Below are 12,825 nucleotides of genomic sequence, written 5' to 3'. Positions count from 1 at the left end.
GGAATCAGCTTACGCCAGTTTCACTGCAGTGCCGGTGGCACTCACCATGAGCATGTTGTTCGCCTGCCCCATCGTGGAGTAATCAAGGGCGACACCGACGATCGCATCCGCACCGAGCTCTAGGCCACGCTCCACCATTTCGGCGAGAGCGCTATCACGTGCTGCCTTGGCTTCGCCTTCGTATGCTTCGGCGCGACCGCCAACGATATTGCGCAACCCTGCTGTGAAGTCTTTGAACACATTGATGCCGACGATCGTCTCGCCAGCGACAACGCGCAAGTACTGGGAGATTTCTCGCCCCTCGACAGAGTTTGTAGTTGTGACAATCACAGTTGATCCCTCGGCTTGATGGTCATGTTCTCAATGTTCATATGAGCTGGTAGTGACGCAACCCAGCGGATGGACTCAGCGATGTCCGCCGCGGTCAGGTTCAGTTTATCTGCATAGACGGCATTCGCCTTGTCCTCATCGCCCTTGAATCGGATCAGAGAGAAGTCGGTCTTTACGCGTCCTGGGTCGATTTCCGTAATACGCAGTGGTTTTCCTTCCATTTCCTGGCGGAGAACCGTGGTCATTGCGCGGACGCCGAACTTCGCTGCGTTGTAGCCGGCACCACCCTTGTACGGAGTAAATGCTGCGATAGAGCCAATGTTGATGATGGTTCCTTCTGCTGCGAGTAGCTTGTCCAGGAGTGCCCTGGTGACGTTGAGCGTGCCGAGGACGTTGGTTTCGTACATCCAGCGCCAGTCGTCAACATTGGCGTCGGCGATGGAATCGAGGCCCTTGGCTCCGCCCGCATTGTTAACCAGCAGGTCAAGGCGGTCGAACTGCTGTGCCATGTTGGCCACTGCCTCAGCGTCCGTGACGTCGAGTTCAATTGCAGTGCCACCAATTCGGTTGGCAAGGTCTGTGAGGCGGTCGATGCGGCGGGCTGCGACGAAAACATCCCAGCCGTCGCGGGCGAGGGCCTCGGCGGTTGCTTCGCCGATACCGCTGGAAGCTCCTGTTACGAGTGCTGTTTTCTTCATACTGCCCACTCTAGATCGGATGCGCCGACCACGCGGTTGTCTATGAGCCCTGTGGCTTCCATCAGGGCGAAACAGGTGGTGGGCCCCACAAACTTAAATCCATGCTTCTTCAGTGCTTTAGACATTGCAGTGGATTCCTCGCTTTGAGTTTTCGCCGTTGCCAAAGACGCTGGTCGTTTCCAGGTCGTCGGCGCGAAGGAGGCGAGGAAGGCGATCAGCCCGCCGTGTTCACGTAGCTTTTGGGTTGCTTTCGCATTGTTGATGGTGGCGCGAATCTTATTTCCGTTGCGGATGATTGCCGGGTTTTCCAGCAGACGTGTGATGTCTGCGTCATTAAATTCAGCGACCGTGTCCACATCAAAGTCGGCGAAGGCCTTCCTGAAGGCGTCGCGCTTCTTCAGCACGGTTTCCCACGAAAGTCCAGCCTGAAAGCACTCCAAACTCAGGCGCTCAAATGCTTCCCGTTCCGTCATGAGAGGTCTTCCCCACTCGTTGTCGTAGTAGGTTCTCAAGAGGTCAGATGTGGTTGCCCACACTGGGCGAACTCGCCCATCTTCGCAGATAACAAGGCCTTTATTGATCAGATTTTCATTCATGGTTGCAAGTGTAATTGCGACAACGGACACCACCTTTCCTTCTTCGAACAACTGTTCCTAGATCGAAAGTAGCGAATGTGCCATACAATCTTGATAAGACAACCAAACGAAAGGCATCACAATGGGAATCTTCGATAAGATCAAGGACTTCGCAGAGCAGAACCCCGAGAAGGCAGACCAGGTCATCGATAAGGCTGGCGACATGATCGACGCCAAGACCGACGGCAAGTACGCAGACAAGGTTGACCAGGCCCAGAAACTGGCAAAGGAAAAACTGCACGGCGGCCAGGCAGCTCAGCCAGAGGAAGCTCCTGCAGAAGAGAACCTCTAAAACAACAATGCCGCGAGAGATCGCGGCTTTTTCATGCCTTCATTCATCACGGTTGGACATCAATCACATATCAACCAATAGCAAAACCGCAGGTCGCGCGTCAGCCCCGCCACTATCGACAACAATTTCCTTTGCTTTGCCCCTACCGTGGGAAACGCACCAGACAATTACTTGACTTAAGGAGAATCAACATGGGCATTTTCGATAAGGCTAAGGAAGCTGCTGCTAACAACCCAGAGAAGGCAGACATGGTCGTCGATAAGGCGGGCAACGCTATCGACGCCAAGACCGGCAACCAGCACGAGCAGCACGTTGACCGCGCACAGGACATGGCTAAGGATCACCTCAAGGGCCAGTAACCTGCCGAATCGTGAGGTTTAGGCGCCCGCGCGCCAGACCGCAACCTTCCGGAAGCGTGCCATCCAGCACCTTTGGCACGCCGTGATATGCCCGGCGATGATCTCCGCCAAAAACGAGGAGATCGCCCGAGTGCAGCTGCACATCACGCCACGGACGGTTGCGGTTTTCTGCATTTCCCAGGCGAAACACCGCTGAGTCTCCGATGGAAATTGAGACGATGGGCGCGCTGGACTGCTCGCCAGCATCCTGATGCATGCCCATCGTGGCGCCGGGCGGATAGAAATTGATCAGCAACATTTGCGGACAAAAATCCCTTTTGAGCTCCGGCGCCACCCTGACGGCTTCCCGCAAACCACAGCATCCAAGATCGATCGCCCACTGCGGCATCGGCGCAGCCGACGGCCCAAAAGTACTGCGCCCCAGCGACTGCATAAACACACTCATCTCGCCCGACTTAAGGCGGGGCCGAGCCATGCCCCGCGACACCCCACGAGACAACTCAACCAAGTTCTTTTGCTGGTCAAGCGACAAAAATTCGGGTACGTAAGCTACCCCGCTCGCTATTCGACGCGGCTCCAAAGGCAATGAGTTGAAGAGAGTGGGCACAGTGCTAGAATTTTTTGTTAAAACGTCAACAACTTGGAGTGATTATGAATATCGCAATCGTACTGGGTTCCGTCCGTGAAGGCCGTCTGGGCAAGCAAATCGCGGACTGGGCAGTGGAGAATGTGGAAGGCGCAGAGCTCGTCGACCTCAAGGAATTCAACCTGCCACTGTTTACTTCCCCAGTCCCACCGATGATGGCCAAGGGCAAGTACGACGTCCCTGAGCAGCAGGCATGGGGCGATGCGATGGCCAAGTACGACGCATACATCTTCGTCACCGGCGAGTACAACCGTGGCATCCCAGGTGCCCTGAAGAACGCCATCGACTCCCTCGGCATAGAGATCGCAGGCAAGAAGGCCGGCTTCATCGGCTACTCCTACGACGGCGCCATCCGCGCGGTCGACCAGCTGCGCACCGTCCTCGGCAACTTCTCCATGCGCACCACCCGCGCACAGGTATCCATCAACATGAACACCGAAGTTGTCGACGGTACCTTCACCCCTGGCGCACACCAGGCAGGCACCCTCGCACAGGTCGTGGAGCAGCTGCAGGCCTAATATCCTGGGACTATCATCTTCTAGAAACCAGGAGCCACAAGCGTGCCACCTCTGATTCCGCTGAGCGTCGCCATTGCCACGGAAGTGGTCGCCACTTTGTGCCTGGAGCCCGCCCTCACCCAGCCATTGCTATGGCCTGTGGTGATCGCGGGCTATTTCTTTGCCTTCTTTTTCTTAAGCAAAACCCTGAAAGCCGGCATGGGACTGGGGATGGCTTATGGGCTCTGGTCCGCCATCGGAGTAGCACTCACCGCCACCCTGGCGACCGTCCTTTTCCACGATCCCTTCCCTATTCTCGGGATCGCATTCATCGTCGCTGGCGTCTACTTGGTGCAGAAATGATCTACCTAGCTGGCGCAATCATTTCGGAAGTCATCGCGACGCTGCTACTGCGCGTCGCCACGTTCGGGAGCAAGCTCATTTGGATCCCGGTCGCAGCCCTGTACGTCACGTCCTACGTGATGCTCGCACTCACCTTGAAACACGGCGTCCCCGTCGGCATCGCCTACGCGCTGTGGGCGGCCATCGGGCTGACAATCACTACGATCTGTTCCCGCGTTTTCTTCAAGGAGCGCATCAGCGACCGGCAGGCGCTTGGCCTGCTGCTCATCATCATCGGCGTCGCAATAATCGAGCTATAGGCACACGCCGGTCGCGTGCACCGGGCAGTAACCGCCAGGATTCTTGTGCAAGTACTGCTGGTGCTCCTCTTCGGCTAGGTAGAACGGCTGCATCTCGCGCACTTCCGTGGTGATCGGCGGGTAGCCGTGCTCTGCGAGCTTGCGCCCGTAGGCCTCCACAATGGGGCGCACGGTCTCCACGGCGTGCGTATAGAACACCGACCGGTATTGCGTGCCGACGTCATTGCCCTGGCGATTGCCCTGCGTCGGATCGTGGTTCTCAAGCGCCGCCTTCACCACGCTCTCGAGTGGGCAATCAAAAACAACGCGCACGACTTCCGCATGCCCGGTACGACCAGTGCACACCTCACGGTAGGTCGGATTCGGCGTCACACCGCCCGCGTAGCCCACGGACGTGCACAGCACACCCGGCATCTGCCAGAACATCTTTTCTGCGCCCCAGAAACAACCCATACCGACCAGAATCTCGTCGCCCGGCAGGTCCAGTGGCACACCCAACACAGCGTGTGGCGCGGGCGTTGGATTGACTGGCATTGAGCCACCCCTGAGAGCGGCACCTGTTTCGAAGAGAAATCCCATATACGCCATCATATCGTTGCGAAAATCGAAAACGCGCCTATCATGGGGGGCACACCGCTTTACGGAAGGAAAATTCATGGCTAAGTACGAACTCCCTCAGCTCGATTACGCATACGATGCTCTCGAGCCACACATCTCCGCTGAGATCATGGAGCTGCACCACACCAAGCACCACCAGAACTACGTCAACGGTGCTAACGCTGCTCTCGAGAAGCTCGAGGACGCACGCAAGCAGGGCTACATCGGCGTTGCCGTCACCGCACTTTCCAAGGACCTGGCATTCAACCTCGGTGGCCACACCAACCACTCCCTGTTCTGGAAGAACTTGGCTCCTAACGCTGGCGGCCAGCCAACCGGCGAGCTTGCCGACGCCATCGTCCGCGACTTCGGTTCCTTCGAAGCTTTCCAGGCACACTTCGAGGCTGCTGCTCTCGGCCTGCAGGGCTCCGGCTGGGCAGTTCTTGCTTATGACAAGCTCGGCGAGCGCCTCGTCATCGAGCAGATGACCGACCAGCAGGGCAACCTCTCCATCGACCTCGCTCCACTGCTTCTCCTGGACATGTGGGAGCACGCTTTCTACCTCCAGTACAAGAACGTGAAGGCTGACTACGTCAAGGCAGTCTGGAACGTTTACAACTGGGATGAAGTTGCAAAGCGCTACGCTGCAGCTAAGTAATTCCTTGTGATGAACCGCCCCCTAGGGGGCGGTTTTTTCATGCCCCATACAGGACAAATCTGCGGAACAGCTCGACTGGTGGCGCTTCCGCCAGCCCGGATCGCCACACCATCCCGATTTCCCTTTCATAAGGCGGGGCCAGCGGGACAAAGCTCACGCCCTCAACATCTCCGACGGGAAGCAGCGCCACGCCGAGTCCGGAAGCAACGAGTCCTGCGACGGTCGTCATTTCCTCAGTGCGGAAGGCAATTTTCGGCTCGAAACCAGCGCCAGCCGCAAGACGATCGAGAATGATCTGAATGCCGTAGTCCCGCTTCATGCCGATGAAAGACTCTTGGGCAGCTTCTTCCAACGCGACTTCCTTGCGATCAGCAAGTGGATGCCCTTCGGGCACTGCCAACACAAGGGGTTGCATGTGCATCACAGCCCAGGACAGGTCCGGGGAGGACGGGGCGGGGCTGACGAAGGCGAGGTCGATGTCGTCGTTAAGCACTGCTTCTTCGAGCTGGCGGGCGGGCCCTTGGCGCAGCTCGAATTGGACGTGTGGGTAGCGGTTGCGGTACTCGCGGAGCAGGGAGGGGATGAGCCAGGTGCCGAGGGAATGCATGAACCCGATGCGGACCGTACCGGATTCGGGGTTCATCAGGCGGGCGATTTCGCGGGCCCCAGCGTCGGCGGCGGCGACCATGTCACGCGCATAGGTTTGGAAGGCGCGGCCACGGGCGTTCAGCTGCAGGGAGCGGCCGACGCGGTCGAAGAGGGTGGCGCCGAGCTCGTCCTCAAGGCGGGCGATGCGGCGGGACAGGGTTGGCTGAGGAACGCCCAGCTCAGCAGCCGACTCGGTGAGGTGGCCCGACTCGGCGACAGCTAGGAAGCTTCGTAGATCAACGGTAGAAATATTCAATTCATTCTCCGTATTGTTTTTCTGACTAAGTATACACTGGAAGCATGAGACGTGGGGAGAGGAGCTATCAGCGGGCGACGCTCGCAATGCTCGCCGTCGGCCTGGCAACATTCAACGGCCTGTACTGCACCCAAGCCCTGCTACCAACCCTGAGCAGCGTCTTTCACATTCCGCCGACAACCGCCGCGCTGACCATCTCCGCGACCACCGGCATGCTCGCGCTGTGTGTCGTGCCCGCGTCAATTCTGTCCGAAAGGTTCGGGCGCGGGCGAGTGCTCATTGCATCCTTGCTAGCTGCCTGCCTGCTTGGGCTCACCATCCCATTCGTCTCCAACCCCATCACACTCATTGCTATTCGCGCACTGCAAGGCATGTTTTTCGCGGGGACGCCAGCCGTGGCGATGACGTGGCTGTCCGAGGAGATCGATCGGGAAGATTTGGCGCACGCGATGGGACTGTACATTGCGGGAAACAGCGTCGGCGGACTGATTGGGCGTCTAATCCCCGCTGGGGTCATTGAGATCGCCAGTTGGCGGTGGGCGATGGGCATCAATGCCCTCTTCGCGCTGGCCATGGCCATCGCCGTCCTGATGCTGCTGCCGAAACAGAGAAATTTTCACGCCAAGGACCTGCATTTTCGCAGCGAACTGCAGGCGATGGCTGGACATTGGCGCAATCCGCAACTGGCAATCCTCTTTCTAGTGCCATTCCTTGCGATGGGCACATTCGTATCGGTGTACAACTATTTGGGATTCCGCCTGATATCCACATTCGGGCTATCCGAAGGCCTGGTCGGACTGCTGTTCATCATGTACCTTTCCGGAACATGGTCATCCGCGCGCGCGGGAAAGATGATTCGACGATTTGGCCGGAGACCAGTACTGACCTGCTCCGCGCTGCTGATGTTGGCGCCCCTGCCACTCCTGGGACTGAAGTCCCTCTTCCCCGTCTTGCTGGCACTGCTTGCGTTTACCGCTGGCTTTTTCGCCCTGCATTCCACGGCGTCCAGCTGGGTTGGCTTGCTAGCGAAGTCACATAAGGCTGAGGCATCGAGCACATACATTTTGAGCTACTACCTGGGAAGTTCGATTATCGGCTGGCTGTCCGGTTACATGATGCATTTCGGCTGGTGGCACTTCATCGGCTGGCTGGCAGTGCTGGGCGGACTGGTCACCCTGCTATCGACCCAAATGAGCCGTAAGTAAGAGCTCCCGCTCCTGCCTAGACGGCCGGTAGGGCCCAAAAGGCTCCAATCATGTATATTATTTACATGATTAAGTCCCGCAGGCCTGCCACCTGGCATAGCAAGGCCAGTAAGTTCGTCACCTGGTGGCTGGTTCTTCTCGTGATCGCGGGACTCGTCCACCCAATCCTGCCGAATTACCGTTGGGTGCTCATTCACCTGTTCACGCTAGGCGCGCTCACAAACTCGATCATGTTGTGGAGCAGCCATTTCACGGACAAGTGGCTGCACACCACCCCGCGACATTCCCCCAACAGGTTCTATTTGCTCAACGCAGGCATCCTGGCTACGGTCCTCGGACAGCTCTTTAACCTTGATTACGTGACTGCCCTCGGCGCCAGCGGGGTCACCGGCGCGTTGCTGTGGCAGCTTGTATTTCTGTTCCGTCAGTACCGCTCAGACCAGCGTTTTTCCCACTCAGTTCTTGCCTATCTCCTCTCTGCTGTCTCCCTCATCATGAGTGCCGTGGTCGGCGCAGCCATGGCCTTTAGCCCCGATCCGCATCTCTTACGCATCCACCTTTTGCTGAATTTTGGTGGCTTCGTCGGGCTAGCCGCGCTGGGCAGCCTGGCGGTGCTCTTCCCAGCAATGTGGCGCACCAAAATTGTCCGCGACTTCACCAAACCCGCACTGCTCATTTGCACCGTCGGCCTTGCCCTGAGCATGGTGAACCAGAAGTACGGCATCTTCCTTTACGCTCTCGGCTGGGCACTCGCACTCGGCGGCTTCCTGACCTGCTCCCTGAAGAAGCCTTCCTTTCCCGCGATCTCTGCCTTGCTCAGCATGGTGTGGCTCATCGGTTCGCTCATCAAGTTCGGCGTGACAGATTCTCTCCCCACCTTGGGTCTCCTGGTCGGTTTCGCGGCACAACTCTTAATCGGCACGATGAGCTATCTGCTCCCAACCACGATTGGTGGTGGCCCGGCCGCGGTTCGCGCGGGTTTGCATCGCATGAACGAGGGCGGATTGTTCCGCACTACCCTGATCAATGGTGGCCTGTTGGTCTGGATTTTCAGCGATAATTCCTGGCTGAAGGTGGCTGCTTCTTTGCTGGTCTGTGCGTCGCTGGGCTGGCTGCTGGTGGCGATGCCTCGCGCAGTCAAGGACCAGAAGGCAAAACGCCCCGTGCCCGAACCCGAAGCAAAGTGGCACCAGGTCACCGCGGGCATTGCGACGCTCACTGCCATCGCAGTCCTCCTCGGCGGCACCCCAACCCCAGTTACGCCCACGGCTGGAACGGGCCACACCACGACGGTTGACGTGATGATTCACGGCATGGACTTTGTCCCCCAAGTGATCGACGTTCCGAAGGGCGATCGCTTGGTGCTCAATGTGACAAATCATGGCGATCAAGTGCACGACCTGACCTTCGCAAATGGGGCCACCACCAGCCGAATTGAGCCCGGCGCGACCGCGACTGTGGACGCGGGCGTCATCGCGGAGTCACAGGAGGCGTGGTGTTCGATTGCTGGACATCGGATGCAGGGCATGACATTGCAGATCAATACGGATGATTCGGCGCCTACTCAAAGTGGGCCAGAGGTCGTCGCTAAGCAGAAACCGGTTGCGCCGGATCATTCCTTGGTACCTGCGGAGCTGTCGGCAGCACCAACGGGCACGATTCATGACGTCACCATTGATGTGCAGGAATTGGAGATCAATGACCGTGGCCGGTGGACGTTTAACGGTGGTCTCCAAGGGCCGGTGCTTCGGGGCAAGGTCGGCGATGAGTTTCGCGTAACCTTTACCAATTCTGGCTCGATGGCCCATTCGATCGATTTCCATGCGGGGCAGGTCTCCCCTGACGAAGTCATGCGAAGCATCAACCCGGGCGAGACCTTGCAGTACAACTTCCGAGCAAACTACGCCGGGATTTGGCTGTACCACTGTGGCACGATGCCGATGTCTATGCACGTGGCGGCGGGAATGTACGGCGCGGTGATCATCGATCCGCCGAATCTGGCACCTGTGGATCAGGAGTTCTTGATCGTCCAGTCGGAGGTTTATGGCCTGGATGGTACGGCCACGAACCCGGTGGATGCTGCCAAGCTTGCAGCGGGCGAGCCGGATGCCGTGGTATTCAACGGCTGGGAGGACCAGTATGTAGCAACACCCCTGCAGCTAAAGGCGGGGCAGACGGCGCGATTCTGGCTGCTCAATGCGGGGCCAAATAGGTCTTTGAGCTTCCATATTGTCGGGTCGCAATTCCACACGATGTACAAGGAAGGCGCCTACACGCTGAAGAACACTGCTGAGGGTGGTGGCCAGGCGCTGGATTTGTTGGCTGCCCAGGGTGGTTTTGTGGAGGCCTCGTTCCCCGAGGCAGGAACGTACACCATGGTCAACCACCAATTCATTGACGCTGAACGTGGCGCCCGCGGAAAGATCGTGGTCCGCTAGTTCAGGTTGAGCACCTGCTGCATTTGCTGGAAGGGCCCGGGGACGATCTCATGAGTGACCGTGCGCCCTTCTCGTTTTTTGCGCAACAGGCCCGCCTCCGTGAGCAGCTTGAGATGATGGGAGACTGTGGGCTGTGACAGTGATGTCCGCGCGACCAAATCATTGACGGTCAGTGGCCCGCAGCCTGCAGCTTCGATTTCGGAGATGAGTTTGAGGCGCACCGGATCCGAAAGCACTTTGAACAGCGCAGCGTACATCACAGACTCCGCTTCGGAGAGGGGGCCATTGCACAGCGAGCAGCATTCCATGACCCAACTATATATTGACAGTGGTCAATAAGTCACATATTGTATTGATGAACGTCAATACAAAAGGATCTTTCATGTCATTCCTCGACCGCTTCCTTCCCCTGTGGATCATCCTCGCGATGGCCCTCGGCCTCGTCCTGGGCAACACGGTCCCCGGCCTCGCGGGCGCCCTGAACTCTTACCACATCGGTAGCGTCAGCATCCCGATCGCGATCGGCCTACTCGTGATGATGTACCCGCCGCTCGCCAAAGTTCGCTACGACAAAACCAAAGAGATCACGGCCGACCGCCGTCTCATGACGGTCTCTTTGATCCTGAACTGGCTGGTCGGCCCACTCTTTATGTTCACCCTCGCCTGGGTGTTCGTCCCTGACCTTCCCGAACTCCGCACCGGCCTCATCATCGTCGGCCTTGCCCGCTGCATCGCGATGATCCTCGTCTGGTCCGACTTGGCCTGTGGCGACGCTGAAGCCACCGCTGTCCTCGTCGCGGTCAACTCGATTTTCCAGGTCCTGATGTTCGGCGTGCTCGGCTGGTTTTACCTGCAAGTTCTGCCCGGCTGGCTGGGCTTGCCGACGACCTCTGCCGAATTCTCCTTTTGGGCGATTGTTAGCTCGGTACTGATCTTCCTGGGCATCCCACTGCTGCTTGGCGCGTTGTCCCGCATCATCGGTGAACGAGCCAAGGGGCGCGACTGGTACCAGGACAAGTTCATTCCAGTCATTTCTCCGCTGGCACTTATTGGCCTGCTGTACACGATCGTGCTGCTGTTTGCCCTGCAAGGCGAACACATCGCGCAGAACCCCTGGGCAGTCGTGCGCCTGGCAATCCCGCTCGTGGCGTACTTCTTTGGCATGTTCTTTATCGCCACTTTCGTCTCGTGGAAGTCCGGCATGGGCTATGCCCAGTCTGCGTCGGTTGCATTCACGGCAGCAGGCAATAACTTTGAACTTGCCATCGCCGTTGCTATCGGCACCTTTGGCGCGGCCTCCGGCCAAGCATTGGCTGGCACCATCGGCCCACTCATTGAAGTCCCCGTCCTTGTCTCCCTCGTCTACGTCATGCGTTGGCTTCGCCCGCGCCTATTTTCCAAGGAGTCCTAAACTGTGAAGAAGATCCTGTTTATTTGCCAAGGCAATGGCGGCAAATCCCAGATGGCAGCCGCGCTCGCGGAAAAGCACGCTGGTGATCGCTTCGAGATCCACTCCGCCGGCACCAAACCAGGCACCAAACTCAACCAGGAGTCAGTTGAGGCCATCGCGGAAGTGGGCGCCGACATGTCCCAGGGCGTCCCGAAGCCAATCGACCCGGAATTACTGAAGACCGCCGACAAAGTCATCGTCCTGGGTGAAGACGCCCAGCTGGACGGTGAATTCGACCGCTGGATCACCGTTGAGCCGTCAAAAGAAGGCATCACCGGCATGGAGCGCATGCGCCTAGTGCGAGACGATATCGATGCCCGCGTCAGGAACCTCATCCGTGAAATAGATCCCCGCGTGTAGCTTGCACCCCGGGTTGAAGCGAGCGCCACACGAGGGGCACGAATCCGCATAAGAATGCCCGGTCATCTCGTGCCCACACACGCCACACATGACCGCGAGTTCGGAAAGTGGCATGGGCCCGAACTCGTGCCCAGCGCTGGAATGGCACTGGTAGCAAGCCCAATATTCCCGGCAGACGCTGCATTTGTTAGCCACCACATCGAGGGGTGAGTGGTAGTGGATGCAGCGCCCTTGGCCGTCGATAAGCTCACCGCGGATCATGGAACACCACCGGTTCCCGTGGCAGCGCGGCGGGATCGAATTGTTCCAGCAGGCCTGCGGGCGAGGCGGGCTGCAGGCCGATTGATCGCGCGAGTTCGTCTCGCACGAAATCCAGGGGCAGATCGCGCAGCGTGACGGCACCATCGCGCTTGGCCAGGCGCTGCCCCGAAGCGTTGAGCACCAGGGGGACGTGCACGTATTCCACGGGAGGAAGTCCCAGCAGAGAGGCGAGGTAGGCCTGGCGCGGGGCGGAAGAGAGCAGGTCATCGCCGCGCACGACCTGGGTGACGCCCTGGAAGGCGTCGTCGACGACGACGGCCAGGTTGTACGCCCAGTCCCCGTCGCCGCGGCGCAGGATCATGTCGTCCACTTCGCCGGTGTAGACGCCCGCGAAAAAATCCTGCACAGTGAACGAAGAGACGGTTGCGCGCAGGCGGGTGGACGGAGCTTTGCCCTCCTTGAATGTCCCGCCGTTTCGGCAGGTCCCGGGGTAGGAACCGGGCACGGCATGCGGGGCGCGGGACGCCTCCAGGATTTCCTTGCGGGAGCAGTAGCACGGGTAGGTGTCCAGCGATGCTAACGCCGCAGCGTAGGCATCGGACCTGGTGGATTGGTACAGCGGATCGCCGTCCCAGTCGAGGCCGATAGCCGCCAAATCCTCGAGCTGCCTTTCCGCCGATGCCATGGAGGAGCGGGCGGTGTCGACATCTTCGACTCGGAGGACGAAGCCCCCGCCGTCGTGACGCGCAAACAGCCAGGACAGCAGGGCTGTCCTCAGGTTTCCGAAGTGGAGGTCACCGCTTGGGCTAGGTGCGTAGCGTCCAATCATGATA

General features: G+C 58.8%; 19 protein-coding genes. 10 read left to right on the top strand and 9 right to left on the bottom strand.

Going from position 1 to position 12,825, the window contains the following annotated elements; all coding sequences use genetic code 11:
- Positions 1-9: 9 nt before the first annotated feature.
- Genes WG939_RS07445 through WG939_RS07435 form a run of 3 tightly spaced genes read right to left on the bottom strand, consistent with a single transcriptional unit; the run spans position 10 to position 1,624 of the window.
- Positions 10-330 carry a YbjQ family protein gene (locus WG939_RS07445; protein WP_339984258.1) on the bottom strand — a complete coding sequence of 107 codons (321 nt, stop codon included), beginning with the start codon at positions 328-330 and terminating at the stop codon, positions 10-12.
- Entirely contained in the window at positions 327-1,028 is a 702-nt protein-coding gene (locus WG939_RS07440) for an SDR family oxidoreductase (RefSeq protein ID WP_339984256.1), read from the bottom strand. Before WG939_RS07440 ends, WG939_RS07445 begins: the two co-directional genes overlap by 4 nt.
- Entirely contained in the window at positions 1,025-1,624 is a 600-nt protein-coding gene (locus WG939_RS07435; RefSeq protein WP_339984254.1) for a DNA-3-methyladenine glycosylase I, read from the bottom strand. Before WG939_RS07435 ends, WG939_RS07440 begins: the two co-directional genes overlap by 4 nt.
- A gap of 121 nt (positions 1,625-1,745) precedes the next feature.
- On the opposite strand from WG939_RS07435, the gene WG939_RS07430 reads away from it, so the two are divergent.
- On the top strand, positions 1,746-1,955 hold the full coding sequence (locus tag WG939_RS07430) for an antitoxin (RefSeq protein WP_339984252.1): 210 nt from the start codon (positions 1,746-1,748) through the stop codon (positions 1,953-1,955).
- Positions 1,956-2,146: 191 nt separating this feature from the next.
- Complete coding sequence (locus WG939_RS07425; RefSeq protein ID WP_339984250.1) at positions 2,147-2,314, top strand: antitoxin; 168 nt, start codon at positions 2,147-2,149, stop codon at positions 2,312-2,314.
- Here WG939_RS07425 and WG939_RS07420 read toward each other — a convergent pair.
- Positions 2,301-2,759, bottom strand: coding sequence for an alpha-ketoglutarate-dependent dioxygenase AlkB (locus WG939_RS07420; RefSeq protein ID WP_339984248.1), 459 nt, complete (start codon positions 2,757-2,759; stop codon positions 2,301-2,303). The two genes, WG939_RS07425 and WG939_RS07420, sit on opposite strands and share 14 nt — an antisense overlap.
- Positions 2,760-2,965: 206 nt before the next feature.
- On the opposite strand from WG939_RS07420, the gene WG939_RS07415 reads away from it, so the two are divergent.
- From WG939_RS07415 to WG939_RS07405, 3 genes are read left to right on the top strand one after another with little or no spacing between them, the layout of a single operon-like run.
- Positions 2,966-3,478 (top strand): NADPH-dependent FMN reductase, encoded by a 513-nt coding sequence (locus WG939_RS07415; protein ID WP_339984246.1) that lies wholly within the window; start codon positions 2,966-2,968, stop codon positions 3,476-3,478.
- A gap of 42 nt (positions 3,479-3,520) precedes the next feature.
- On the top strand, positions 3,521-3,820 hold the full coding sequence (locus WG939_RS07410) for a DMT family transporter (RefSeq protein ID WP_339984244.1): 300 nt from the start codon (positions 3,521-3,523) through the stop codon (positions 3,818-3,820).
- A complete protein-coding gene (locus WG939_RS07405) occupies positions 3,817-4,119 on the top strand; it encodes a DMT family transporter (RefSeq protein ID WP_339984242.1) in 303 nt (100 codons plus the stop codon). The genes WG939_RS07410 and WG939_RS07405 overlap by 4 nt, the downstream gene beginning before the upstream one ends.
- On the opposite strand, the gene msrA is transcribed toward WG939_RS07405, so the two are convergent.
- On the bottom strand, positions 4,114-4,698 hold the full coding sequence (gene msrA, locus WG939_RS07400) for a peptide-methionine (S)-S-oxide reductase MsrA (protein ID WP_445227885.1): 585 nt from the start codon (positions 4,696-4,698) through the stop codon (positions 4,114-4,116). The two genes, WG939_RS07405 and msrA, sit on opposite strands and share 6 nt — an antisense overlap.
- Positions 4,699-4,774: 76 nt before the next feature.
- On the opposite strand from msrA, the gene WG939_RS07395 reads away from it, so the two are divergent.
- Positions 4,775-5,374, top strand: a complete 600-nt coding sequence (locus WG939_RS07395; protein ID WP_339984238.1) for a superoxide dismutase — start codon at positions 4,775-4,777, stop codon at positions 5,372-5,374.
- 37 nt (positions 5,375-5,411) lie between these two features.
- Here WG939_RS07395 and WG939_RS07390 read toward each other — a convergent pair whose 3' ends face one another.
- Positions 5,412-6,278 (bottom strand): LysR family transcriptional regulator, encoded by an 867-nt coding sequence (locus WG939_RS07390; RefSeq protein ID WP_339984236.1) that lies wholly within the window; start codon positions 6,276-6,278, stop codon positions 5,412-5,414.
- Between the two features lie 44 nt (positions 6,279-6,322).
- On the opposite strand from WG939_RS07390, the gene WG939_RS07385 reads away from it, so the two are divergent.
- A complete protein-coding gene (locus WG939_RS07385; RefSeq protein ID WP_339984234.1) occupies positions 6,323-7,483 on the top strand; it encodes an MFS transporter in 1,161 nt (386 codons plus the stop codon).
- Positions 7,484-7,533: 50 nt separating this feature from the next.
- On the top strand, positions 7,534-9,921 hold the full coding sequence (locus WG939_RS07380) for a multicopper oxidase domain-containing protein (RefSeq protein ID WP_339984232.1): 2,388 nt from the start codon (positions 7,534-7,536) through the stop codon (positions 9,919-9,921).
- On the opposite strand, the gene WG939_RS07375 is transcribed toward WG939_RS07380, so the two are convergent.
- Entirely contained in the window at positions 9,918-10,229 is a 312-nt protein-coding gene (locus tag WG939_RS07375; RefSeq protein WP_339984230.1) for an ArsR/SmtB family transcription factor, read from the bottom strand. The two genes, WG939_RS07380 and WG939_RS07375, sit on opposite strands and share 4 nt — an antisense overlap.
- Before the next feature lie 74 nt (positions 10,230-10,303).
- Here WG939_RS07375 and arsB point away from each other — a divergent pair, with 74 nt between their 5' ends.
- Together arsB and WG939_RS07365 are read left to right on the top strand one after the other, a co-directional pair.
- The gene (gene arsB / locus WG939_RS07370; protein WP_339984228.1) at positions 10,304-11,332 is read left to right on the top strand and encodes an ACR3 family arsenite efflux transporter; all 1,029 of its coding nucleotides are present in this window, start codon (positions 10,304-10,306) and stop codon (positions 11,330-11,332) included.
- A gap of 3 nt (positions 11,333-11,335) precedes the next feature.
- Positions 11,336-11,731 carry an arsenate-mycothiol transferase ArsC gene (locus WG939_RS07365; protein WP_339984226.1) on the top strand — a complete coding sequence of 132 codons (396 nt, stop codon included), beginning with the start codon at positions 11,336-11,338 and terminating at the stop codon, positions 11,729-11,731.
- Here the strand turns inward: WG939_RS07365 and WG939_RS07360 are convergent.
- Both WG939_RS07360 and gluQRS read right to left on the bottom strand, forming a co-directional pair.
- Positions 11,666-11,992 carry a CHY zinc finger protein gene (locus WG939_RS07360; RefSeq protein WP_339984224.1) on the bottom strand — a complete coding sequence of 109 codons (327 nt, stop codon included), beginning with the start codon at positions 11,990-11,992 and terminating at the stop codon, positions 11,666-11,668. The two genes, WG939_RS07365 and WG939_RS07360, sit on opposite strands and share 66 nt — an antisense overlap.
- On the bottom strand, positions 11,979-12,821 hold the full coding sequence (gene gluQRS / locus WG939_RS07355) for a tRNA glutamyl-Q(34) synthetase GluQRS (RefSeq protein WP_339984557.1): 843 nt from the start codon (positions 12,819-12,821) through the stop codon (positions 11,979-11,981). The genes WG939_RS07360 and gluQRS overlap by 14 nt, the downstream gene beginning before the upstream one ends.
- Positions 12,822-12,825 lie beyond the last annotated feature (4 nt).

It is taken from the genome of Corynebacterium sp. H130 (assembly GCF_037572395.1).
Lineage (GTDB): Bacteria > Actinomycetota > Actinomycetes > Mycobacteriales > Mycobacteriaceae > Corynebacterium.
This window is presented reverse-complemented; position numbering and strand designations above follow the sequence as displayed.